21 protein-coding genes and 1 pseudogene are annotated in these 22,624 nt (G+C 74.7%); 11 read left to right on the top strand and 11 right to left on the bottom strand.

Going from position 1 to position 22,624, the window contains the following annotated elements:
* Positions 1-4 precede the first annotated feature (4 nt).
* From ACU436_RS17470 to ACU436_RS17440, 7 genes are all read left to right on the top strand, one after another.
* Positions 5-331 carry a hypothetical protein gene (locus tag ACU436_RS17470; protein WP_459026487.1) on the top strand — a complete coding sequence of 109 codons (327 nt, stop codon included), beginning with the start codon at positions 5-7 and terminating at the stop codon, positions 329-331.
* The gene (locus ACU436_RS17465) at positions 328-567 is read left to right on the top strand and encodes a hypothetical protein (RefSeq protein ID WP_459026485.1); all 240 of its coding nucleotides are present in this window, start codon (positions 328-330) and stop codon (positions 565-567) included. Before ACU436_RS17470 ends, ACU436_RS17465 begins: the two co-directional genes overlap by 4 nt.
* A 9-nt stretch (positions 568-576) precedes the next feature.
* Positions 577-756, top strand: coding sequence for a hypothetical protein (locus tag ACU436_RS17460; RefSeq protein WP_345605492.1), 180 nt, complete (start codon positions 577-579; stop codon positions 754-756).
* On the top strand, positions 753-1,124 hold the full coding sequence (locus tag ACU436_RS17455; RefSeq protein WP_459026483.1) for an Asp23/Gls24 family envelope stress response protein: 372 nt from the start codon (positions 753-755) through the stop codon (positions 1,122-1,124). Before ACU436_RS17460 ends, ACU436_RS17455 begins: the two co-directional genes overlap by 4 nt.
* A gap of 31 nt (positions 1,125-1,155) precedes the next feature.
* The gene (locus ACU436_RS17450; RefSeq protein WP_459026481.1) at positions 1,156-1,695 is read left to right on the top strand and encodes a DUF6286 domain-containing protein; all 540 of its coding nucleotides are present in this window, start codon (positions 1,156-1,158) and stop codon (positions 1,693-1,695) included.
* Positions 1,692-2,351, top strand: coding sequence for an alkaline shock response membrane anchor protein AmaP (locus tag ACU436_RS17445; protein WP_459026480.1), 660 nt, complete (start codon positions 1,692-1,694; stop codon positions 2,349-2,351). The genes ACU436_RS17450 and ACU436_RS17445 overlap by 4 nt, the downstream gene beginning before the upstream one ends.
* Positions 2,352-2,544: 193 nt before the next feature.
* A complete protein-coding gene (locus ACU436_RS17440; RefSeq protein WP_459026479.1) occupies positions 2,545-4,134 on the top strand; it encodes an alpha/beta fold hydrolase in 1,590 nt (529 codons plus the stop codon).
* Positions 4,135-4,141: 7 nt separating this feature from the next.
* Here ACU436_RS17440 and ACU436_RS17435 read toward each other — a convergent pair whose 3' ends face one another.
* Positions 4,142-6,865, bottom strand: a complete 2,724-nt coding sequence (locus ACU436_RS17435; protein WP_459026477.1) for a DUF732 domain-containing protein — start codon at positions 6,863-6,865, stop codon at positions 4,142-4,144.
* A 381-nt stretch (positions 6,866-7,246) separates the two neighbouring features.
* Here ACU436_RS17435 and ACU436_RS17430 point away from each other — a divergent pair, with 381 nt between their 5' ends.
* Entirely contained in the window at positions 7,247-8,872 is a 1,626-nt protein-coding gene (locus ACU436_RS17430) for a glycoside hydrolase family 13 protein (RefSeq protein WP_459026475.1), read from the top strand.
* Positions 8,873-8,953: 81 nt separating this feature from the next.
* Here ACU436_RS17430 and ACU436_RS17425 read toward each other — a convergent pair whose 3' ends face one another.
* From ACU436_RS17425 to ACU436_RS17380, 10 genes and pseudogenes are all read right to left on the bottom strand, one after another.
* On the bottom strand, positions 8,954-10,213 hold the full coding sequence (locus ACU436_RS17425; protein WP_459026474.1) for an aminotransferase family protein: 1,260 nt from the start codon (positions 10,211-10,213) through the stop codon (positions 8,954-8,956).
* Positions 10,214-10,237: 24 nt separating this feature from the next.
* Complete coding sequence (locus ACU436_RS17420) at positions 10,238-10,681, bottom strand: DUF5709 domain-containing protein (RefSeq protein WP_459026473.1); 444 nt, start codon at positions 10,679-10,681, stop codon at positions 10,238-10,240.
* A 183-nt stretch (positions 10,682-10,864) separates the two neighbouring features.
* Positions 10,865-12,010 carry a PucR family transcriptional regulator gene (locus tag ACU436_RS17415; RefSeq protein WP_459026472.1) on the bottom strand — a complete coding sequence of 382 codons (1,146 nt, stop codon included), beginning with the start codon at positions 12,008-12,010 and terminating at the stop codon, positions 10,865-10,867.
* 612 nt (positions 12,011-12,622) lie between these two features.
* A complete protein-coding gene (locus ACU436_RS17410) occupies positions 12,623-13,591 on the bottom strand; it encodes a 5-oxoprolinase subunit C family protein (protein WP_459026470.1) in 969 nt (322 codons plus the stop codon).
* Entirely contained in the window at positions 13,588-14,481 is an 894-nt protein-coding gene (locus ACU436_RS17405; RefSeq protein ID WP_459026468.1) for a 5-oxoprolinase subunit B family protein, read from the bottom strand. Before ACU436_RS17405 ends, ACU436_RS17410 begins: the two co-directional genes overlap by 4 nt.
* On the bottom strand, positions 14,478-15,821 hold the full coding sequence (locus ACU436_RS17400) for an acetyl-CoA carboxylase biotin carboxylase subunit (RefSeq protein ID WP_459026466.1): 1,344 nt from the start codon (positions 15,819-15,821) through the stop codon (positions 14,478-14,480). Before ACU436_RS17400 ends, ACU436_RS17405 begins: the two co-directional genes overlap by 4 nt.
* Positions 15,818-16,060, bottom strand: coding sequence for an acetyl-CoA carboxylase (locus tag ACU436_RS17395; protein WP_459026465.1), 243 nt, complete (start codon positions 16,058-16,060; stop codon positions 15,818-15,820). Before ACU436_RS17395 ends, ACU436_RS17400 begins: the two co-directional genes overlap by 4 nt.
* A gap of 71 nt (positions 16,061-16,131) precedes the next feature.
* Entirely contained in the window at positions 16,132-16,872 is a 741-nt protein-coding gene (gene pxpA, locus ACU436_RS17390; RefSeq protein WP_459026463.1) for a 5-oxoprolinase subunit PxpA, read from the bottom strand.
* Positions 16,869-17,321 (bottom strand): annotated as a pseudogene (locus ACU436_RS17385) (xanthine dehydrogenase family protein molybdopterin-binding subunit); the annotation flags it as partial. The pseudogene ACU436_RS17385 and the gene pxpA, both read right to left, overlap by 4 nt.
* A 129-nt stretch (positions 17,322-17,450) precedes the next feature.
* Positions 17,451-18,584, bottom strand: a complete 1,134-nt coding sequence (locus tag ACU436_RS17380) for an FAD-dependent oxidoreductase (RefSeq protein WP_459026461.1) — start codon at positions 18,582-18,584, stop codon at positions 17,451-17,453.
* 152 nt (positions 18,585-18,736) lie between these two features.
* Here ACU436_RS17380 and ACU436_RS17375 point away from each other — a divergent pair, with 152 nt between their 5' ends.
* Genes ACU436_RS17375 through ACU436_RS17365 form a run of 3 tightly spaced genes read left to right on the top strand, consistent with a single transcriptional unit; the run spans position 18,737 to position 22,623 of the window.
* Entirely contained in the window at positions 18,737-19,315 is a 579-nt protein-coding gene (locus ACU436_RS17375) for an urease subunit gamma (RefSeq protein ID WP_459026460.1), read from the top strand.
* Positions 19,312-20,985: an urease subunit alpha gene (locus ACU436_RS17370; RefSeq protein ID WP_459026458.1), complete on the top strand. Its 1,674-nt coding sequence runs from the start codon at positions 19,312-19,314 to the stop codon at positions 20,983-20,985. Before ACU436_RS17375 ends, ACU436_RS17370 begins: the two co-directional genes overlap by 4 nt.
* Before the next feature lie 3 nt (positions 20,986-20,988).
* Positions 20,989-22,623: an amidohydrolase gene (locus ACU436_RS17365; RefSeq protein WP_459026456.1), complete on the top strand. Its 1,635-nt coding sequence runs from the start codon at positions 20,989-20,991 to the stop codon at positions 22,621-22,623.
* Position 22,624 lies beyond the last annotated feature (1 nt).

The following is a 22,624-nucleotide window of genomic DNA, read 5'->3' as shown; positions in this document are numbered from 1 at the left end:
CGTCGTGCCGAGCCCACCCGACCCGGTCGCGCCGGCCGAACGGGTGGCCGCCGCGGTCGCCGCCCACCCCGCGGTGGCCGGCCTCCACGGCGGCATCTACGGCTCGGTCACCACCTACCTGCCGGGTCGCAAGCTGCTCGGCGTCCGCATCGGCGAGGGCGACGAACCCGTCGAGGTCGCCGTCGTGGTCCACGCCGACCGGCCGATCCCCGACGTGGTGCGGTCGCTGCGCAGCCTGGTGTCCAGGCTCTGCGGCGGCGCGGCCGTCGACATCACCATCGCCGACATCGTCCTGCCCGACGAGACGGCCCTGCCGGACGAGCCGCCGTGAACGAGGAGGAGCGGGCCGCCTACCGGGCCTTCGTCCGCGAGAACCACCCGGACCGCGGGGGCGACCCGGAGGTGTTCGCCGCCGGGCTCGCCCGGTTCCGCGACGCGGAGCCGCCGGTCGACGACCCCCGCTTCGACCGACCGGTCGAGGTGGTGGGGCCGCTGCCGTTCCCCGTGCGGGTGGGCGTCGCGCTGATCCGCACCTGGCGCCGCCGCCGCAACCAGAGAGTCCTTTAGGAGAACCGGATGAATGCCACCCAGACCGGCCTGCTGGCAGGCCTCGCCCTCGGCCTGGCCGGGGCGTTCGGCGGCCTCGGCGCTTTCCTGATCGTGCTGGTCCTCGGCGCGATCGGCCTGCTCGTCGGGCGCGCCCTCGACGGCCAGCTCGACCTCAACGCCCTGCTCGGACGGGGCCGCGACCGGTGACCACGCTCCCGGCCGTCGAGGAGCGTGGCCGGCTGGAGATCCATCCCGCCGTACTGCGCAAGATCGTCGAGCACGCCGCGGACCAGGTGCCCGGCACCCTGCGCCACGAGCGTCGCCTCGCCGGCATCGACATCGGCGAGGCCGGGGCGAGCGCGCGCATCACCACCGGGTCCGGCGATCCGCCCACCGTCGACGTCCGGCTCGAGCTCACGCTCCAGTACCCCGCCCCCGTGCGCACCGTCGTCGCGGCCGTGCGGGCCAAGGTGGGCGAGGAGCTCGCACGCATCGCCGGGCACCGCGTGCGCGCCCTGACCGTGACGGTCGCCGGGCTGCGTTCGGCACGCCCGGCGGCCGCCCGGTTGCACTAGACATGCCCTGACCATCACGAGGAGGAACGCCGTGCGCGTGCTGCTGCGGGTGCTCGCCCCGCTGCTGGGCCTGGCCGTCGCCCTGGTCGGGGTGCTGGTGCTCCTCGAGGTCGTGGCGGCGTCGGTGCGGCCGGCCGGGACCGGCGGGCTCGTCGTACCGTGGCCGGACTGGTACGCGGCGCTCGGGCGGACGGCCTGGACCGACGCCCCGGTGCCGGGCATCGCGATCGGTGTCGCGGTCCTCGGGCTGCTGCTCGTGCTCATCGGGCTGCTGGCCCGGCGCCACGACATCGCGGTCGACGCGCCGGCCCCCGAGATCACCGTCACCGCCTCGCCCCGGATGCTCGCACGCCTCGTCGGCCGCCGCGTGCGCGCCGCGGACGACGTGGCCGCCGCGTCCGTGACCGCGTCCCGGCGGCGGGTGGCGGTGGCCGCGCAGGCGTGGAACGACGCCGGGCCCGAGCTCGCGGACAGCGTGCGCGCCCGCGTGGAGAACCTGCTCGACGAGATACCGCTGCACCACCGTCCGCGGGTGACCGTGACGGTGCAGGACCGGAGGGGGCCGCGATGACCGCCCCGGACCCGCGGAAGACGACCGCAGGCGCGACCGTGCTGCGCCGCCGGGCCGCCGCGGCGATCGCACGCTCCACGGCAGGAGAGCGCACGCTCGCCGTGCTGGTCGGGCTCCTACTGCTCATCGCAGGCTGCCTCGTCGCGCTCCTGTGTTACGGGATCTTCGGCACCGCCCGCGCGAGCCGGCCGCTCATCGACCCGATGATCGTCGACGCGCTCCGCACACAGCCGATGGTCGCCCGCTTCGTCGCGATCGTCGGGGGCCTGCTGCTCGCCGTGCTCGGGCTCGTCTGGGCGGCGCACGCCCTCCGCCCGGAGCGCCGACCCGACCTCGTGATCGACGCCGGCCCGCACGACGGCGGCCCGGACACCTCCATCGTCGTGAGCGCCGCAGCCGCGGCGGAGGCCGTCGCCGCGCAGGCCGCGGCCCTGCCCGGGGTCGGCCGCGCCCGGGCCCGCCTGGTGGGCACCGAGGCCGCCCCCGCCGTACGCGTCACGCTCTGGCTCGCCGACGACGCCGACGTCCGCGACGTGCTCGCCCGGCTCGACTCCGAAGTGCTCACCACGGCCCGCTCCGCCCTCGGCCTCGCCGACCTCCCCGCGGCCGTGCGGCTCGAGCTCGACCACCTCCAACCCGGACCCCGGGTCGCCTAGTGTCCCCCGCCGGAAGTCCGTTGGGTATGCAACCCGGTATCGGCCTCCTACTCCGCCTTGCGCGGGCTCCACCTGGCCGCCGCTCGCTACGGCCGGGGCCTGCGGCACACTCCTGACGCTCGATCCGTTCACCTCCCTCACACCGACCGTGCGGCACGATGTTCCCGGATCCAGCACGACCGGGAGGGCACCGTTGGCAGGACCACCGCGTCACGCGGTCGGGGCGGCTCTCCCCCGCCTGGTGGCGCTGCTCGGGCTCGTCGCCGTGCTGGCCGCGTGCACGGTGGGGCCCTCGCAACGTCCGCCGGTGGCCGTGCGCGGCGAGAACGTCCCGGTGGCGCCCGGTTCCCCCACCCCCAGCGCGGTGCCGGAGCTCCCGGACCCGGAGCCGCAGGAAGCCAGCATCCCGTTCTTCGAGTGCACCGAGGACACCCTCGTCACGCTCGTGGACCCGCTGCCCGCCGACCGCCAGGTCCAGGTCGACTGCGGCGAGCTCACCGTGCCCGCCGACCCCGACCAGCCGTCACTCGGCGCCGTCACGCTCGGGGTCACCCGCGTCGGGGAGGCCGGGGCGCCCGCCGACCGGCCACCGCTGCTGGTGCTCGGCGACAGCACCCGCGAGCCGTCCACGCGGCACGCGGCGATCCTCTCCGGGCAGGTCGACCCCGCCCTGCTGCACCGCTACACGCTCATCGGCCTCGACCGCCGCGGCGCGGGCGAGGACATCCTGCACTGCGCGCCGGAGAACGCCCGCGCGGCGCTCGTCGACGCCGACGCCGACTCCATCGGCGAGTCGGACCTCGCCACGCTCCTCGAACGCGCACGGGCGGTCGTCCAGGAGTGCAACCTCACGCTCGACGGGGGTCTCGCCAGCTACCGCACCGCCGCATCGGCCGCCGACGTCGAACTGCTGCGCGCCGCCCTCGGCGTGCAGCGGCTCTCCGCCGTCGGTGTGGGCGACGGCGCCGCCGCGCTCGCCATGTGGGCCAGGTCGGCGCCGCGCTCCGTCGGCCGGCTGGTCCTCGACGGGCCGCCGCACCCCACGCAGGACGAGCCCGACCTCACCGACAGCCGCGCCGCCGCCGCCGAAGCCGCCCTCGGCGCGTTCGGGGTGTTCTGCTCGGCGCGCCCCGACTGCCCCCTTGGCGCCGACCCGCGCGCCACGATCGCCGCCCTCCTCGGGCAGCTTCAACGCCGGCCGCTGCTCGCCACCGACGGCACCCGGCTCACCGCGGGCGCCACCGTCACCGCACTGCTGTCCGACCTGGGCGAGCCGCGCCACTGGCCCAGGCTCGCGGCGGCCCTCGCCGCGGCGAACGCGGGCGACCCGGTCCCGCTGCTGACGATCCTCGCGCCGCTGACCGGCCCGCGGGGCCTGTTCGACGGGATGCTCGCCACCAGCTGCAACGACACCCAGCGGCGCCTCGCCCCCGGTGAGATCGGCGAGGTCGCGCAGCGCTGGACCGTCGCGTACCCGACGTTCGGCTCGACGTTCGCGCTGCGGCTGCTGGCGTGCGCACCGTGGCCCACCGGGCGCGCGGCCCCGCTCGCCGGGCAGGCCGAGGCCGCACCGCCGATCCTCGTGATCGGCACGGCCGCCGACCCGCGCGGCGCGCTCGACGGCTCCCGGCGCACGGCCGACTCCCTGGCCACGGCCCGCTTCGTCAGCTGGCAGGGCGCGGGCACCGGGGCCTACCCGCGCACCCCGTGCATCTCCGGTCTCGTGGACGGCATGCTGCTCGACGGCGTGGTGCCCGACTCCGGCACCCTCTGCCCGCCCTGATCGCCGCTCAGCAGTAGAGCTTCTGGGCGAACTCCACGACATCGCTCGCCTGGCTCCGGGTGACGTCCGGCAGCACCGCAGGCACCGACCGCGCGAGCTGGGCCTCGTCGGCCCCCTGGTCGAGCTGGGTGCAGATCGCGGCGGCCGCCTCGGTCTCGGCCTGGCCGCTGCTGCTCGTGGGGATGTCGCCGTCGCGCAGCGCGGTGAGGAAGGCGACCGCGTTCTGGCTGTGCGGGTCGATGGCCGGTGCCGGCGGCTCGGGCTGCGGCACCACCGGGGCGCTCAGGGCCGCCGGGGCCGCCTCGGCGGCGGGCGCCGCCTCGGGCTCCGAGGTCGTGAAGAACGCGACGATCGCGGCCAGCACGAGCACCGCCCCCACACCGACGGCGGCGACGACGGGCCGTGACCTGAGCCGATCGACCAGCCCCTGCTCCTCGGGCTCGTCGTCGTGCTCCGCGTCGTCGGAGGCGTCGACCTCGTCCGCCGGGAGCACGGGCTCGGCGGACGGCCGACGCCGGGTGACGGTGGTCACCTCCGCGGGCCCCGGTTCCGGGCCCCGGGGACGCACGGGGTCGCGCAACGCGTCCAGCCCGGTCAGCACGGCGGTGGCCTCCCCGTCCGTGCCGCCGGGAACCGCGCTGTCGCGCACCGGGCCGTTCCGGTGCTCAGCGCGGGGCGGGGGCCCGCCGGAACGGCCGGGCTCGTCCGGCCGGGCACCACGCGGCGGGGGCCCCGCCGGGCGGCGCGGAGGCGGCCGCCTGCCGGGCGCGCGGGCCGGCGCGATCAGCGGCACGGCCTGCGTCGGCGGTTCGGGCACCTCCGCGCGCCCGTTCTGCCTGCCGGCGGCCTCACCGCGGGCGACGGAGTCGGCGATCGCGCGGACCTCGGCCTCGGCCGCCTCGTTGGCCTTCGCGGCGGCCGTGGCCGCGGTCTCCGCAGCCTCCTCCGCCTCCTCGGCCGCGCGGGCCGCGGCGGCGATTGCGGCGGAGGCGCGTTCGGCCGCCGACGCAGCCGCTTCCTCCGCGGACGCGGCGGCCTGCTCGGCGGCGCGACGACGGGCCGTGTACTCCTCCACCGGAGCCGCAGGTTCCTCCGGCGCACCGCGCCGAGCCGGGCCGGCCGGGGCAACCGCGCCGAACACGGTGGTGGGCTCCGGCGCCGGCCCCTGGTCGAACGGGCCGGCCGGATCGCTCGGCGGTTCCTGCCGCGGACGCGGAGCCTCCGCGTCGGCGATCTCGATGCGCCCGGTGCGGGCGCTCTCCGCGAGCGGGTCGTCGAACAGGTCCGCGGCACCCTGGCCCGCTGCCGCATCCGGACGGTCGCGACCATCGGGACCGACCAGGTCGGCCCCGAACTGGTCCTGGCCGAACCGGTCCTGGCCGGACTGGTCCTGGCCGAACCGGTCCTGGCCGGACTGGTCCTGGCCGAACCGGTCCTGGCCGGACTGGTCCTGGCCGAACCGGTCCTGGCCGGACTGGTCCGGGCCGAACCGGTCCTGGCCGGACTGGTCCGAGCCGAACCGATCCGGGCCGAACCCGTCCTGGCCAGACTGGTCCCGGCGGGACTGGTCCTGGCCGAACCGATCCGGACCGAACCCGTCGTGGCCGAACCGGTCCTGGCCGAACCGGTCCTGCCCGGACTGGTCCTGGCCGAACCGATCCGGACCGAGCCGGTCCTGGCCGAACCGATCCTGGCCGGACTGGTCCCAGCCGAACGCATCGGCACCGCCCTCGGGCGCACCGCCCCGGTCGGAACCGCCCGGATCCGCGGCGAACGGGTCGGGGCCCGCGTGTTCGTCGGCGAACGGGGCCGGCGCGGCCGGGCGCTCGTCACCGTCGCGGGCCGGACCGCTCGGCCGGTTGCGATCGGCCCAGCGGCGCAGCCGCGGGTCGGCGTCAACGAGCTTCCGCTCCCCGGGTTCGGGGGCCTGCGGGTCGCTCTCCGGCGCGCCGTGGTTCAGTGGTTCCCGGCCCAGCAGCACGTGGTGTGACGGTTCGGGGTCGCGGTCGGCGCGGCCGCCGTCCTCCGCCTCACGGCCGATCCCGTCGAACGCGACGCGGTCCGGGAGGGGTGGCGCCAGCGGCGACCGGTCGAGCCGCTCGCGATCCAGCGGGACCCGCCGGGTCCCGGCATGATCACCGTCCATGGGCCCATCGTGCAGCGGATCCCGCTCCGACGTGTCCGGGTCCGGCGTGTCGTCGCCGAACGGGCCCGGCGCGGCGCGGACGCGTCCGGTCGAGAGGGCGTCGAGCGGGTCGCCGTCGAGCCCCCTCCCGGCGAACCGCTGATCGTCGAACCGGCGGTCCTCGGGCGAACGGTCGCCGGGTGCGGGCTCTTCGAAGAAGCCGGAACCCGAACGGGGACCGGCGGGACGCGGGTCCCCGAGCTCCGGCGCGGGAGCACCCCAGTCGTCGCTGCCCAGGTCGTCCCGGCCGCGGTCGGACCAGTCCCGATCGTCGGCGCCGCGGTCGTCGGCCGGGCCGTCGCCGAGGGAGCTGTCGCCGTGCAGGCGCGGTGTCGGGAAGTGCTTCTCGCCGGGGTCGCCGGAGCGCTCGTCCCAGAGCTCGGGGATGTCATGCATCGGCTCCCGGTCCGGGACGGCGTCGCCGGCCGCCGGGTCGCCCCACCCCCAGTCGAAGGGTTGGTCCTCGCCGCCTCCCGCCAACAACCGGTCGACCAGGGACCGGTCGTCGGAGGCTGGGTGCCGCCGCGCCTCCCCCTCGTCGGCCACGGCATGCCTGGCTGCGTTGTATCGCCCAGTCACCGCCTCACCGGCCATAGCACGCTCCCGTCCCCCAGATCACGTTCTTGCCGTGTCTGTACAACGAGCGGGTCACGGGTAAGGCGCGGTCGCCCGCGTCACGCCACACCCCCAAGTGAGGTCGGTCACACCAAGTATGCGCAGGTCACGCGGCGTGTACCTCACTCGTCACGTCCGGTCACCCCGGTCGAGGCCGGCGCACACAGGCGGTGCGACTGTTCGGCCGTACGCCATACGACCGGACGGAGCAGCGCCCGGATCGGGTGAACTCACGCGCGCTTGATCCCGTGCGGACAGCTGCCTATCTTCGGAACCGAGCTTAGATTTAACACCTGAACAAAAGGAGTGCCCGTGCCGGAACCAGCGGCGTGGTGGCGGCAGGCCGTCGTCTACCAGATCTATCCCCGCAGCTTCGCCGACGCGAACGGTGACGGCATCGGCGACCTGCCGGGGATCACGAGCCGCGCCGGGTACCTGCAGGAACTCGGCGTCGACGCGGTGTGGCTCTCGCCCTTCTACCCCTCCGCACTCGCGGACGGCGGCTACGACGTGGACGACCACCGCGCCGTCGATCCCAAGATCGGCACGCTCGCGCAGTTCGACGAGATGGTCGGGGCGCTGAAGGCGGCCGGCATCCGGCTGATCGTCGACATCGTCCCCAACCACACCTCCGACCGGCATGAATGGTTCCGCGCCGCGCTCGCGGCCGCGCCCGGCTCGCCGGAGCGCGACCGCTACGTCTTCCGCCGTGGCGAGGGCCCGCTCGGCGAGCGCCCGCCGAGCGACTGGACGGCCTCCTTCGGCGGGCGGGCGTGGGAGCCGGTGGGTGACGGGCAGTGGTACCTGCACATGTTCGCGCCCGAGCAGCCCGACCTGAACTGGGACAACCCGGAGGTCCGCGAGGACTTCCTGCAGACCCTGCGGTTCTGGGCCGACCGCGGCGTCGACGGCTTCCGGGTCGACGTGGCCAACGCGCTCGCCAAGGACCTCACCCCGCCGCTCCCCACCCAGGCCGAGCTGGACGCCGATGACCTCCCCGACGGCGTGCACCGGCTGCTCGACCGCGACGCGGTGCACGAGATCTACAAGGGGTGGCGGGAGCTCTTCGACCGCTACGACCCGCCGCGCACGGCCGTGGCCGAGGCGTGGGTGCGCTCGGCCCACCGCCGGGCCCGCTACGCCTCCCCGGAGGGCCTCGGCCAGGCCTTCAACTTCGACCTGCTGCTCGCCTCGTGGGACGCCACCGAGTTCCGGAAGATCATCGAAGAGAACCTGGCGCTCTCCCGGTCGGCGGGCACGTCGTCGACGTGGGTGTTCTCCAACCACGACGTCGTGCGGCACGCCACCCGGTACGCGCTGCCCACGGGCACCGACCTCAAGGCGTGGCTCCTCGGGAACGGCACGAACCCGCCCGCGGACGCCGGGCTCGGCCTGCGCCGGGCCCGCGCCGCCACCCTCCTGGCCCTCGCGCTCCCCGGCTCCACCTACCTCTACCAGGGCGAGGAGCTCGGGCTCCCCGAGGTGGCCGATCTGCCGCCGGAGGTCCTGCAGGACCCCACGTGGATCCGGTCCGGCCATACCAAGAAGGGCCGCGACGGCTGCCGCGTGCCGCTCCCGTGGACCGCCACGGGCCCCTCGTTCGGCTTCGGCGCCGGCCCCGCCCACCTCCCCCAGCCCGCGGGCTTCGCCGAGCTGTCGGTCGAGCGCGAGGAGGCGGACGAGGCCTCAACCCTCGCCCTCTACCGCCGGGCGCTCGCGGAGCGTCGCCGGCTGCAGACGGAGGAGGGCCTGGAGTGGGCGGTGGACGCCCCGGACGACGTCGTCGAGTTCAGCCGTCCGGGCGGCTGGACCTGCATCACGAACTTCGGCGAGGCCCCGGTGCCGCTGCCGGCGGGCCGGGTGATCGTCTCCAGCGCACCGCTGCCGGACGGGACGCTCCCGGCCGACACGACGGCCTGGCTCGAACCGTCCACCTGACGGCTCACACACCAACATCGGCGCTCACACACCAACTGCAGTTCGTGTGCCGGCACCACTGTTGGTGTGTGAGCGCCTCGGCTACCGCGCCGCGTCGTCCAGGCCGCCGCGCAGGGCTTCGGTGATCAGGTCGATGTGCTCCTCGGCCAGGGTGAGCGGCGGCGACACCGCGACGGCGGAGACCATCGGCCGCACCAGCACCCCGCGCTCGCGGGCCCCGGCGGCCACCGCGGCCGGCAGCCCCGGGTTCGCGGCCAGCCGCTCCGGGTCGAGCTCGACCGCGGCGAGCACGCCGGTGCCGCCGCGGGCCTCGACGACCAGGGGGTGGTCGGTGAGGGACTGCACGGCCTCGTGGAGCGGGAGCTCCAGCCCGTCGGCCCGCTTGAGCAGCTCCTCGTTCTCCATCACGTCGAGGTTGGCGAGGGCGGCGGCGCAGGCCGTCGGGTGGCCGGAGTAGGTGGAGCCGTGCCGGAACGGGGCGGCCCCGTCCGCGAAGAACGGCTCGGCCACCCGCTCGTGCGCGACCACCCCGGCCAGCGGCACGTACCCGCTGGTGACGCCCTTCGCGAACGTGACGAGGTCGGGCACGATCCCGAACCGGTCGACGCCGAACCAGTCACCGAGCCGGCCGAACCCGCAGATCACGCTGTCGATGACGAGCAGCACGCCGTGCCGCGTGCAGATCTCGCGCACCCGCTCGATGTAGCCGGGCGGCGGGGGAAGCACGCCACCGGCGCCGATCACCGGCTCGACGAAGAACGCCGCCACGCGCCCCGGCCCGGTCCGCTCGATCTCGGCCTCGAGCGCCTCCGGGTCGTCCCACTCCACCTGCACGACGTCGGGCACGAACGGGGCGGCGAGCCGGTTGGCGGGGATGCCGGCGAGCGCGGTGCCGAAGCCGTGGGTGCCGTGGTAGCCGTTGCGCCGGCTGATCAGCACCGTGCGCTCGGGCTGCCCGGTGCGGGCGAAGTGCTCGCGGGCGATCTTCGCGGCGGTGTCGACCGCCTCGCCGCCGCCGTTCACCAGGAAGATCTTCGCCCCGGGCACGGGCGCCAGGCCGGCGAGCCTGCGGGTGAGCTCCAGCGCCGGGCGGTTCGCGACGTCGGCGAACGTCTGGTACGTCGCGAGCTCGCGCATCTGCGCCGCCACGGCCTCGGCGATCTCGGCGCGCCCGTGGCCGACGTTGACGCACCACAGGCTCGCGGTGGCGTCCAGGTAGCGGCGCCCGGACTCGTCCCAGAGCCAGACGTCCTCGCCGCGCGTGACCACGAACTCGCCGTGGCGGACGGTGCCCATCGCGGCGAACGGATGCCAGAAAGCGGTGTCGGTCGCGTCACTCATGGCGGTGACGTTACGCGTCGGGGGCTAGTCGAGCCTCCGCTCCTCCGACACGACGTGCACCGCGGCCTCCTCCGCCGACGCCGCGCCCCCGTCGATCCCGGCGTCGACCGCGTACAGCTCCTCGTCGTCGTCGAAGTCGTCGCCGAACGCGCCGTTCGCGGAGACGAGGCGGCCGGCCCGCACGTCGCCGACCTCGTCGTCGAGCAGCTCGCCGTCGGTGTCGGAGGCATCGCCGAGATCGTCGCCCAGCCACTGCGCGGCGTCGGGCAGCTCGCGGGCGAGCCGCCCGTCGAGCGGCTCGCCGTCGGCCTCTTCACGGGCCGTGGTGCCCCACCCGGTGCTCGCCAGCGGCTTCTCGACCGGCGACCAGCCCTCGTCGAGCACGTCGCCGACGCCGCGGTCGTCCAGGCTGTCCTCGGGTTCGAGGACTCCGGAGTCGTCCTCGTCCGAGCGGTTCTCGGGATCCATGGCGCTAGTGTCCCGGGTCGGAGGTCCGGTGCATATATCGGCGGATCCAGGTTTCTGCTGGGTGTGCCGGCGGGCCGCCGCGTTGTATGGGCATCCTCGGGCGGATCGCCGGTGCGCTCAGCGGGAAGCTGGGCCGTCGAGATATGTGGTGGATCTTCGACCCGGGACACCAGGGTGGCACGCTCACGGGAGGCACTCCAGGGCGAGGAGCACCACGGCGGCGTCGGCCGGCATGGTGACGTCGCGCCCGGTCAGCTCGGCGAACCGGCGCAGGCGGTTGACCACCGTGTTGCGGTGGCAGTACAGCCGGGCCGCGACCTGCGCCACGGACCCGGTGGCGGCGTAGGCGCGCACCGCGGCCAGCAGCCGCTCCCGCTCCCTCGGCGGCACGTCGGTGAGGCCGGCCAGCTCCACCTCGACGAGGTCCGCGGCGGTGTCGGACAGGCGGGCTGCCGCGAGGGGGAGCCAGGCGTCGGCGAGCCCGCGCGGGCCGTCCGTCCCCGGGGATACCTCGACGAGCTCGCCGGCGATCCGGGCGCTGCGCGGCACGCGGGCGAGACCGTGAGCGACCGGGCCCACCCCGCACGGCACCCCGGCGAGCGCGGCCCGCACCGGGGCGCCCGTCCCGCCCTCCCAGCGCGCGATCAGCACGACGTGCCTGCCCGTGGACTGCACGTGCACCATCCGGCCGTCGGCGCCGAGCCGGTCGGCGACGCGGCGCAGCGCCGGCCCGGCCGCGGCCGAGGCCGCCGCGACGAGCAGGTCGGCGTCGACGTCCACGTCGAGCGCCACGGCCAGCCGCTCCACCTCCTCCGGGTCGGGATCACCGCCGGCGAGCAGGGAGGCCACCAGCATCGTGCGCTCCCCCTGCCGCTCCCGCGCGAGCAGCGCCGCCTCGGCCTGGTAGCTCACCTGGATCTGCGTCGAGTAGTCCTCGACGGCCGCCCAGACGTCCTCGACGCGGGACACGAGCAGCGCCTCGTCCGCGGGCTCGGCCCGCTCGCGCAGGCCCGCCCAGAGCACGCGGAAGTCCAGCCGCACCGCCGTGAGCAGGTCGTTCAGCGGGACTCCCCGCCGCGCCCGGTCCCGGCCGATCGACGGCCCGATGTCCAGCAGCCGCTCCGGAACGGGCTGCCCGGCGATCCGGCGCAGCAGGTAGTCGAAGGTGCGGTCGGCGTCGGCCTCGAGGACCTCGTCGGGCACGACCCCGCGCCCGTACGGGCCGATCGCCCGCACGCGGCCGACGAACGAGGCGACGAGTGCATCCGCATCCGCGCGCAGCCGCCCGACGAGGGTGGTCCACCGGGCGCCGTCCCGCAGCTGCTGCACCCGCACACGCTAGGGCCGCGTTCCGCAGCGAGCCACACCGCACGAATGGCGCTTTCATTCCACTGAGCTCAGACAAGCATGGCGTGCGACGGAGCGGGACGAGAGTGCCGCTCGTCCAACTGGAACGCTTCCTGGCCGGGGCTCGCGCGGATCCGCGGCTGGTGATCCATCCGAGATGCGGGGAACCGCCCCCACGAGGACGCGAACCGTGGTCTCGCAGCGATCAAGGCCGCATGATCGCTCCGAACTGCGCCGGATCGCCCCGGCCAGGGCGCTGAACGCGATCTCGCGACGATCATGCTCGGGTCGCACCTCGATCGCTAGGTGACCACACGCGGTCGACGAGCACCCGAGGTGAGTGCTCGTACCCAGGGCCGGGAGGCACGACGAGCATCTCGCAGAGCGCCCACGCGATCGGTAGTCCTCCAGCCGGCCCCGCCCGTCACCGCAGCGCGCAACGCGCCACATGCCCACGCGCGTACCCGGGGCGAGTCCACGACAGCGCGGCGGGGCCGACCGCATCACATCTCCGACAGGCCAACGCGAGACGCACCTGGAAATCGCGCCAACCCCACCAACCCGCGGCCCCACAGGGCCCGACCGAGCAGGCCCTCAGCCGGCCAGCGCCTCCGCCAGGCGGCGCGTGCGTTTGCGGTGGTCGGACCTCGCGGCCAGGGCGCCGTCCAGGTCCACCTCGACGAACCGCGTGCGGGTCTTCGGCGCCGACTGGCCGACGACGTCGAGGTCGCCCGAGACAACGGTCGCGATCATCATGTAGCCGCCGCCGGAGACGGCGTCGCGGTGCAGGATGATCGGCTCGACGCTGCCGGGCACCTGGATCGAGCCGATCGGGTACGGCGCGTCCACGATGTTCGACGGGTCCTGCCCGGCCCCGAACGGGGGCTCGCGCGGCACCGTCTCCAGCTCGGGTCCCGCGTAGCGGAACCCGATGCGGTCGGCCACCGGTGTGAGGTCCCAGGTGGTGTCGAGGAAGGTCGCGCGGCCCGCGGCGGTGAGGCGGTGGTCGTAGAGGCCCATCACGACCCGCACCTCGACGTCCTTCGACAGGTTCGGCCGCAGGTCGGCGGGCACGCTCCGGCCGGGCGCCGCTCCGGGCGCGGGCCCCACCGGCAGCCGGTCGCCCACCGCGATCGGCCTCCCGGACAGGCCGCCGAGCGCGCCGAGGGCGTAGGTCGAGCGGCTGCCCAGCACCTCGGGGACGTCGATCCCGCCCGCGACCGCGACGTACGCCCGCGCCCCCGCGGTGAGGTAGGCGAAGCTCAGCACGTCACCCGCGGACACCGGGAACGACTCCCAGTTCGGACGCTCCTCCCCGTTCACCTTCGGCACCATGCTCGCGCCCGCGACGGCCACCACGGCGTCGGCGGTGAACGCGAGCTCCGGGCCCATGTAGACGGCCTCGAGCGCCGCGGCGCCCGCGGGGTTGCCGACGAGCAGGTTCGCCGCACGCAGCGAGTGCTGGTCGAGCGCACCCGACGGCGGGATGCCCAGGTGGTAGTAGCCGGTGCGGCCGGCGTCCTGCACGGTGGTGGACAGCCCCGGCTTGACGACCTCGATCACTTCAGGACCTCCAGTAGCCGCGCGTTGTAGCCGTCGGGGTCGTCGAGGAACGACTGCAGGTGGAAGTCGACGGGTCGCGCCGTGACGCGGAACGTGCCGGCCTCCACGTCCGCGAGGAGCTCGTCGTAGCGCTCCCGGTCGACGGGGGTGAACTTCACGATGTCGGCCGGGCGGAACAGCACCATGAAGTCGGTGAAGTCCGGCAGGGTCTGCGACGGGTCGTAGATCGGGGCCGGCGTGATGCCGAACATCTGGTACCCGCCCGCACCGCGCACCGAGTAGATGCAGGAGAAGCAGCCGCCGTAGCCGACGGTCTGCTTCGGGGTGTCGGTCCGCGGGCGCAGGTACTTCGGCACGATGATCTGCCGTTCCCTCGGCACCATCTGGTACTTGAACGGCAGCCCGGCGACGAAGCCGACCATCGAGGTGAACCAGGGCGAGCCGGAGTGGGCGGCGATGAAGTCCTCGACCGACGAGAAGCCGTTGATCCGGGTCGCGTACTCGATGTCGGTGGCGTCCGGGTCCTGGTGGCGGTCGCGGAACCGCATGAGGGTCTCGGTGGTCCACGGGTCGCGGTAGAGCACCGGGATCTCCAGCACCCGGGTGGACAGCGCGAGCTCGTGGGCGTCGCCGACCTGCTGCTCCAGGTCCCGCAGCAGCGCGAGCAGCTCGGCCGGATCCAGCACGTCCGGGTCGAACCGCACCTGGTAGGAGGCGTTCGCCGGGCAGATCTCCAGCACGCCGCCCGGCCGCGCGTCGGAGAGCTTCTTCGTGATGGCCATCGCCCGGAAGTTGGCCTGCAGGCTCATGTCCTCGGCCAGCTCGACGAAGACGAACTCGTCGCCACCCCAGCTGTAGCGGGCCGGCGCCACGCCGGTCGTCGCTGTCATGCGTCCTCCCACCACTGCTCCAGCGTCCCGGTGTGGAACTGCCCCGCACCGAACCACTCCTGGTCGAGGATCTCGGTGTGCAGCCCGGCCGTCGTCGCGACGCCCTCGACGGCGAACTCCGCGAGCGCCCGGCGGGAGCGGCGGATGGCCGACTCCCGGTCCTCGCCCCACACGACGACCTTCGCGAGCAGCGAGTCGTAGAACGGCGGGACGGTGACGTCGGGCTCCAGCCAGGTGTCGACCCGCACCCACGGCCCGGCCGGCAGCTCCACCCGCCCGACCTTCCCCGGCGAGGGCAGGAAGCCGCGCGCCGGGTCCTCGGCGTTCAGCCGGAACTCGATCGCCCACCCGCGGGCGGTGATGTCCTCCTGCGCGTGGCGAAGCCGCTCGCCCGCCGCGATCCGCAGCTGCTCGGTGACCAGGTCGACGCCGGTGACGAGCTCGGTGGTCGGGTGCTCCACCTGGATGCGGGTGTTCATCTCGATGAAGAAGAACTCGTGCGTCTCGTCGTCCACCAGGAACTCGACGGTGCCGGCGCTGCGGTAACCGACCTCGCGGGAGAGCCGCGCGGCCGCGGCCGTCATCGCCTCGCGCACCCCCGCGTCGATGCCCGGCGAGAGCGCCTCCTCCACCACCTTCTGCCGCCGCCGCTGCAACGAGCACTCCCGCTCGAACAGGTGCACGGCGTCGGTGCCGTCGCCCAGCACCTGCACCTCGACGTGCCGGGCCCGGCGCACGAAGCGCTCCAGGTACATCCGCCCGTCGCCGAACGCGCTCGCCGCCTCACCCGACGCGGCCGGGAACGCCTCGCGCAGCCCGGCCTCGTCCTCGACGACCCGGATGCCGCGCCCGCCACCGCCGGCGGCCGCCTTGAGCATGATCGGATAGCCGATGTCGGCGGCGGCCGCCACGGCCGCGGCCACGTCCTCGACCCCGCCGGGCGTGCCCGGCACCGTCGGCACCCCCGCGGCCGCGGCCACCTGGCGGGCCCGGACCTTGTCGCCCATCTGGTCGATCACCGCGGCGTCCGGCCCGACGAACGCGAGCCCGGCGTCCGCCACAGCCGCCGCGAACGCGGCCCGCTCGGACAGGAACCCGTAGCCGGGGTGCACCGCGTCGGCGCCCGCCGAGCGCGCCGCCTCGACGATCGCGTCGACCACCAGGTAGCTCTTGTTCGCCTGCGGCGGCCCGATCTCCACCGCCGCGTCGGCGAGCCGGACGTGGCGTGCCTCGGCGTCGGCCGTGCTGTGCACCGCCACCGTGGGGATCCCGAGGTCGCGCGCGGCGCGGATGATCCGCACCGCGATCTCACCGCGGTTCGCGACGAGGAGGCGCTTCACGCTTCGATCACCGCGACCGCCTGGCCCGCGTCCACGACGTCCTCGTTCTCGACGAGGAACTCGACGATCGTGCCCGCGGCACCGGCCGGCACCGGGTGGAACGACTTCATGACCTCGACCAGACAGACGGTGTCGTCGGCCCCGATGCTCTGGCCCTCCTTCGCGTACACGTCGCTGTCCGGGTCGGGCCGGCGGTAGAAGACACCGGGGATGGGTGAGACGACCTCGTGGCGGGTCACTCGGGCTCCTCTCAGATCACAAGGGGTCGTGAGTGGATACGAGCGCTGGAGCACTCGTATCCACTCACGGCTCAGTTGAGGTGGGGACGCAGGGCTTCGTGGACCGCCTTCGCGAGGTCGACGGCGTTGGGGGTGTCGGAGTGCACGCAGACGCAGTCGGCGCGCACCGGGATCTCGGTGCCGTCGACGGCGGTGGCGACGCCGTCGGTGACCGCGCGCACCGCCTTCCGCGCCGACGACCCCGGGTCGAACGCGGCGTGCTCCCGGGTGATGATCAGCGACCCGTCCGGGCGGTAGTCGAGGTCGGCGTAGTACTCGGACAGGAACCCGCCGGGGCTCGGCCCCCAGACCCGTTCGTGCACCGTGCCCGACATGCCCATCAGCGGCACGCCGAACACGGCGGCCGCGTCGGCGACGGCCGCGGCGACCTCCTCGTCCCGGGCGGCCATCCCGTACAGCGAACCGTGCGGCTTGATGTGGTTCAGCTCCATGCCCTGCTCGCGCAGGAAGCCGGCGAGCGCCCCGACCTGGTAGATCACGGCCGCGGTGAGCTCGTCGCGGTCCATCTTCATCTCGCGGCGCCCGAAGCCCTCGCGGTCGGGCAGCGACGGGTGGGCGCCCACCCGCACGCCGCGCTCCTTGGCCAGCGCGACCGTCCGCCGCATCACCCGTGGATCGGATGCGTGGAAGCCGCAGGCCACGTTGGCGAGGGTGATCCAGGGCATCAGCCCCTCGTCGTCACCGCACCGGTAGATGCCGAAGGCCTCGCCCATGTCGCAGTTGATCGCCACCATGCCCGGCCCTCCGTTCATTTCGTGGTCGTCCCGGCAGTCTTGCGCGCACCCCCGATCGCCCGCCAGACCTTCTCCGGGGTGACCGGCATGTCGAGGTGCGTGACCCCGAGGTGGGCGACGGCGTCGATCACCGCGTTCACCACGGCGGGTGACGAGCCGATCGTGCCCGACTCGCCGATCCCCTTCACCCCCATCGGGTTGGTCGGGGACGGGGTGACGGTCTGGTCGAGGGTGAAGCTCGGCAGGTCCACCGCGCTCGGGAGGTGGTACTCGGCGAGCGTGCCGGTCCTCGGGTTGCCCTCGGCGTCGTAGACGGCCTCCTCGTAGAGCGCCTGCGCCACGCCCTGGGCGATGCCGCCGTGCGGCTGGCCCTCGACGATCGCCGGGTTGACGATCGGGCCGCAGTCGTCCACGGCCACGTGGCGGCGGATCTCGACGCGCCCGGTCTGCGTGTCGACCTCGGCCGCCTCGAGCAGGTGCGCGGCGATCGCGCGGGCCTTGGTGGCGGAGACTTCACACACCCCGGACCGGCTTCACATAAGGCCGGCCTTATGTGAAGCCGGTGTTGGGTGTGTGAAGTGGGCCGCAGGGCCGCGTCAGGTGCGCGTCCCGAAGAACTGCGCGGCCATCTGCAGCGAGCTGTCGACCACCTCGAAGCCGCGCGGGAGCATCACCCGCTCGTACGCCGCCACCGCCTCGACGGGCGACCCGCCCCCGAGCAGCTCCTCGGCGAGGGTCTGCGCATCCCGCAGCGCGGTGTTCGCGCCCACCCCACCGGTGGGCGGCATGGTGTGGATCGCGTCGCCGAGCAGCGTGACCGGGCCGGGCTCCCACGGGTCGACGCGCTCACCGGCCCGGATCGTGATCGGGAAGAACGTGGCGGGGTCCGCGTGCGCGAAGAGCCCCCGGACCGCGGGGTGCCAGGCGGCGGTGGCCTCGACGGTCAGGCCCCAGATCTCCTCCGGTGCCATCCGGTGAAGCTTCTCGTCCGGCACGCCGAGGCGTTCGGGGGTGGCCGTCAGGACCGTCATGAGGTAGTCGGACGCGCCGTTCCCCGGCGGGGTGCGGAACCGGAGCGGCGCGAACCCGGCGCCGTAGCCCGTGCGGTCCGCCACCCAGGAGAAGCCGCGGTCGAGGTCGGCCGGCACCAGCGGGTCGGTGTCCGGGCCGAGCGCCATCCGCCCGTACAGGCAGCGGATCCCGAGGTCGCGCACCGTGGCGTGCGGGAGCAGGCGGCGGCGCACCGCCGAACCGATGCCGTCCGCGCCGACCAGGACATCCCCCTCGGCGGTGCCGCCCTCGGCGAAGTGCACGCGCACCCGCCCCGACGACAGGACCTCGTAGCCGGTCACCGTCCGGCCGAAGTGGACGGCGCCGGCCATCCCGGTGAGCAGGCCCTGCCGGAACGTGTAGCGGTCGACGCAGGTGATCCGGTCGTCGCCGGCGATCGGGAACGTCTGCGCCATCACCTGTTCCAGCTGGTCGGTGTAGCCCGCCACCAGGTCGCCGCTGACGCCGCTCGTCCGCCGCACCAGCCGGAGGACCTCCGGCGGCAGGCACGCGGCCAGAGCGGCGTTGCCGTCGCCGTCGATGTGGATGCGGTAGCCCTGGTTGCGGGGCTGCGGCGACGGATCCCGCTCGTACACCGCCACGTCCAGGCCGCCCCGACGCAGCGCCTGCGCGAGCGCCAACCCACCGATGCCGGCACCACTGATCAGGATCCGGGTCACGCCGCCAGGTTATCACTCATCCGATTGATTGAGTCATACGATCGACAAGATTGTGCATCTGCACAGTTTGCGGGGCGGATCTGGTGGGGCATTCGGCTTTCCCGCCGCAGGAGCGGGCACCATGCTGTCCCGATGCCGACCCCGGAGGGGCGATGCACCTGACTCCCCGCGAACACGAGCGACTGCTGCTCGCCGCAGGTGCCGACCTCGCCCGGCGCCGCCTCGCCCGGGGCGCCCTCCTGGGTGCGCCCGAGGCCGTGGCGCTCGTCTGCGACGAGATCTGCGAGCTCGCCTGGGACGGCCTGCCCTACGAGGAGGTCGTCGCGAGGGCTCGCGAGCTGATCGGGCCCGGCCGGCTCGTCGACGGGGTCCCGGCGGCGGTGCCCGCCCTGCAGGTGGAGGCGCTGTTCCCGCACGGCTCGGTGCTGGTGCACGTGGACGCGCCGTTCGGGCCGCCGCCCGCCGACGGTCCGGGCGCGGTGCGCGTGGCCGCCGGGGACGTCGAGCTCGCCCCCGGCCGGGAGCGGGCCACCGCCGTGCTGCGCAACACCGGGCACCTGCCGATCTGGGTCTCCTCGCACGTGCCGCTGGACCGGCTCAACCCCGCGTTGCGAGTCGCGCTCCCACCGGAGGGCCGCTACCGGCTCGACGTCCCGGCGGGCACGGCGCTGCGGGTGGAACCCGGCGCCGAGCGGGAGGTCGCCGTCGTGCGGATCGGGGGCACGGCATGACCGCGATCGACCGCGCCGACTACGCGCGCCGCTACGGCCCCACCACCGGCGACCGGATCCGGCTCGCCGACACCGGGCTGTGGGTCGAGGTGGAGGCCGACGACACCGAACCCGGCGAGGAGGTGCTCGGCGGCTGCGGCAAGACCGCGCGGCACGGTGCGCTCGTGGAGAGCGCGGCCGACCGGTCGTCGGCGCTGGACATGATCGTGCTCGGCGTCGTGCTGCTCGACCCGGTGCTCGGGATCCGCAAGACGAACATCGGGATCAAGGACGGCCGGGTCGTGGGCGTCGGGCGCGCCGGCAACCCGGACGTCCTCGACGGCGTGGACCTCGAGGTCGACGCGCACACCGCGATGATCACCGGCGAGGGCATGCTCGCGACGCCCGGCATCGTCGACTCGCACGTGCACCTGTCCAACGCCGACCTCGCCGCCGCCGCGCTCTCCGCGGGGGTCACGACGATCGTCGGGATGGGCATCGGCGGGGTGTGGGACGTCGGCGCGAACCCCCGCCACAACCTGCACTCGCTCATCGCGGGCTGGGCCGACGTGCCGGTGAACGCCGCGTTCCTCGCGCGCGGGTCGTCCACCTCGGCGGCGCTGCTGGAGGAGGCGGTGCTGGCGGGCTGCGGCGGGTTCAAGGTGCACGAGGACTGGGGCGCCACCCCGGACGTGATCGACACCTGCCTGGGCGTGGCCGAGGCCGCCGACCTGCCGGTGGCCCTGCACACCGACACGCTGAACGAGTCCGGCTACCTCGCCGACACCCTCGACGCGGTCGGCGGCCGCACCGTGCACGCCTACCACGTGGAGGGCGGTGGCGGGCACCCCGACCTGCTCTCGATCGTCTCCCGGCCCAACGTCCTGACCAGCTCGACGACGCCGACGCTGCCGCTCACGCCGTCCACGGTGGCGGAGCTGCACCCGATGACGCTCACCGTGCACCGCGGTCACGCGCACGTGCCGAGCGACGCCGCGATCGCCGCGAGCCGGATCCGCGAGCACGCGATCTCGGCCGAGAACCGGCTGCACGACCAGGGCGCGATCAGCATCGTCAACTCCGACGCGCTCGGCATGGGCCGCATCGCGGAGACCGCGCGCCGCACGTGGCAGCTCGCGTCGGTGCAGGCAGAGCTCGCCGGGGAGACCGGCCCCGATGTCGCGAACAACGCGCGCGTGCTGCGCTACCTGGCCAAGCTCACGCACAACGCCGCCGTGGCGCACGGGATGGCGGCGCACGTCGGCTCGCTGCGGCCGGGCCGGCTCGCCGACATCGTGCTGTGGAACCCGGCCTGGTTCGGCGCCCAGCCCGAGCTGGTGATCAAGTCCGGGTTCGTGGCCTGGGGCGCGGCCGGCTCGGGCTCCGGCTCCACCCGGCTCACGCAGCCGCGGCGGATGCGCGCGTTCTACGGCGGGCACGGCGCCGCACCCGCCCGGCTGGCCCACGTGTTCGTGTCCGGGCAGGCCGACACCGCGGCGCTCCCGGCCGGGCGCACCTACTCCACCGTCGCCGACAGCCGCGGGCTCACCTGCGCCGACATGCTCCACAACACCGCCACCCCGCAGGTCGAGGTGGCGCCCGAGCCGATCCCGGTGCGCGTCGACGGCCGCGAGGTCCCGCTGCACCGGTCCGCCACGCTCCCGCTCACGCGGCTCCACCACCTGGGGTGAGGAATGGAGATCGACCTGCTCGTCCGCAACGCCGCCGTCGTCACGGTGGACGACGCGCGGCCGCGCGCCCGCACGCTCGCCGTGCACCACGGCCGGGTTCTCGCCCTCGACGCCGACGGCCTGCGCGGGAGGACCGAGATCGACGCGCAGGGCGCCGCGCTCGTGCCCGGGTTCGGCGACGCGCACAACCACATGGCGTGGTTCGGCTCGTCGCTCGACGAGGTCGACCTCACGGGCCTGTCCGACCTCGCGACCCTCTACGACCGCGTCGCGGAGCGCGCGGCCACCCTCGGCCCGGACGCGTTCGTGGTCGGCGCCGGCTACGACGACACCGCGATCGGCGGGCACCCGCACCGCCGGGGGCTGGACCGGGTCGCCGGCGGGCGACCGGTGGTGCTCAAGCACCGGTCCGGCCACGTGACCACGGTGAACAGCCCCGTGCTCGACCGCATCGGCGTGCTCGACGGCACCGCGGTCGTGCCCGAGGGCGGGGTCGTGGTGCGCGACGGGTCCGGCGACCCGACGGGCACCCTCGAGGAGCAGGCGCAGAACCTGGTGGGCGCGCTGCTCGTCCCCTACGCCACCGACGACCTCGCCCGCGCGATCGGCAACGCGTCCGCCGTGTACGCGACGGAGGGGCTCACCCACGTCACCGAGTGCGGCATCGGCGGCGGCTGGGTCGGCCGCTCCCCGCGCGAGCTCGCCGCCTACCAGCGGGCCCGTGACACCGGCGTGCTCACCGTGCGCGTACAGCTGATGCCGGTCGCCGACGTGCTGCACCCGGTGGCCGGGCACGCGACCGACCCGGACGGGATCGGGCTGGACCTCGGTATCCGCACCGGCTTCGGCGACGACCGGCTGCGCGTCGGGCCGATGAAGATCTTCCTCGACGGTTCGCTCGTCGCCCGCACCGCGGCGATGCACGAGAACTTCTGCGACCGGCACTCGCACGGCTACTTCCAGGACGACCCCGCGCTCATGCGCTCCCGCATCCTCGGCGCCCACGCGGCAGGCTGGCGGATCGCGGCGCACGCGATCGGCGACCGCGCGATCGACCTGGCCCTCGACGCCTTCGCCGAGATGCAGCGCGCGCACCCGCGCCCGGACGCCCGGCCGCGCATCGAGCACGCCGCCGTCACCTCGCCCGAGCAGGTCGCGCGCATGGCGGAGCTGGGCGTCACGCCGGTGCCGCAGCCGCGGTTCCTGCACGAGATCGGCGACACGATGGCCGCGGCGGTCGGGCCGGACCGGGCCGCCGGGCTGTACCGGCACGCGAGCTTCCTGCACGCCGGGCTGCAGGTGCCGGGCAGCTCCGACCGCCCGGTCGCGGCCGGGGCGCCGCTGCTGGGCATGCGGTCGATGGTGCTGCGCCGCACCGCGTCCGGCGCCGTGATCGGCCCGGAGGAGCGCGTCGACGCCACCACCGCGCTGCGCGCGTACACCCTCGACACGGCCTGGGTCGCCGGCGAGGAACGGGAGCGCGGGAGCCTCACCCCGGGCAAGCTCGCCGACTTCGTGCTGCTCACCGACGACGTCACGACGGTCGATCCGGAACGGATCGGCGACGTCGGCGTCGTCGCGACGTTCGTCGGAGGGCGCTGCGTCCACGGCGCCGAGAAGCTCGACCAGGAGGGATGAC

The sequence above is a fragment of the Pseudonocardia wallangbongensis genome (genome assembly GCF_054486945.1).
Note: the sequence above shows the minus strand (reverse complement) of the source record. Positions and strands in the feature narration are given on the sequence as shown.

What these genes read in the sequence shown, in the direction of transcription:
- ACU436_RS17375 (WP_459026460.1), top strand. Translation starts at nt 18,737, where the DNA reads ATGCACCTGACTCCCCGCGAACACGAGCGACTGCTGCTCGCCGCAGGT.
- ACU436_RS17445 (WP_459026480.1), top strand. Translation starts at nt 1,692, where the DNA reads ATGACCGCCCCGGACCCGCGGAAGACGACCGCAGGCGCGACCGTGCTG.
- ACU436_RS17420 (WP_459026473.1), bottom strand. Translation starts at nt 10,681, where the DNA reads ATGGATCCCGAGAACCGCTCGGACGAGGACGACTCCGGAGTCCTCGAA.
- ACU436_RS17405 (WP_459026468.1), bottom strand. Translation starts at nt 14,481, where the DNA reads ATGACAGCGACGACCGGCGTGGCGCCGGCCCGCTACAGCTGGGGTGGC.
- ACU436_RS17460 (WP_345605492.1), top strand. Translation starts at nt 577, where the DNA reads ATGAATGCCACCCAGACCGGCCTGCTGGCAGGCCTCGCCCTCGGCCTG.
- pxpA (WP_459026463.1), bottom strand. Translation starts at nt 16,872, where the DNA reads ATGAACGGAGGGCCGGGCATGGTGGCGATCAACTGCGACATGGGCGAG.
- ACU436_RS17365 (WP_459026456.1), top strand. Translation starts at nt 20,989, where the DNA reads ATGGAGATCGACCTGCTCGTCCGCAACGCCGCCGTCGTCACGGTGGAC.
- ACU436_RS17370 (WP_459026458.1), top strand. Translation starts at nt 19,312, where the DNA reads ATGACCGCGATCGACCGCGCCGACTACGCGCGCCGCTACGGCCCCACC.
- ACU436_RS17425 (WP_459026474.1), bottom strand. Translation starts at nt 10,213, where the DNA reads ATGAGTGACGCGACCGACACCGCTTTCTGGCATCCGTTCGCCGCGATG.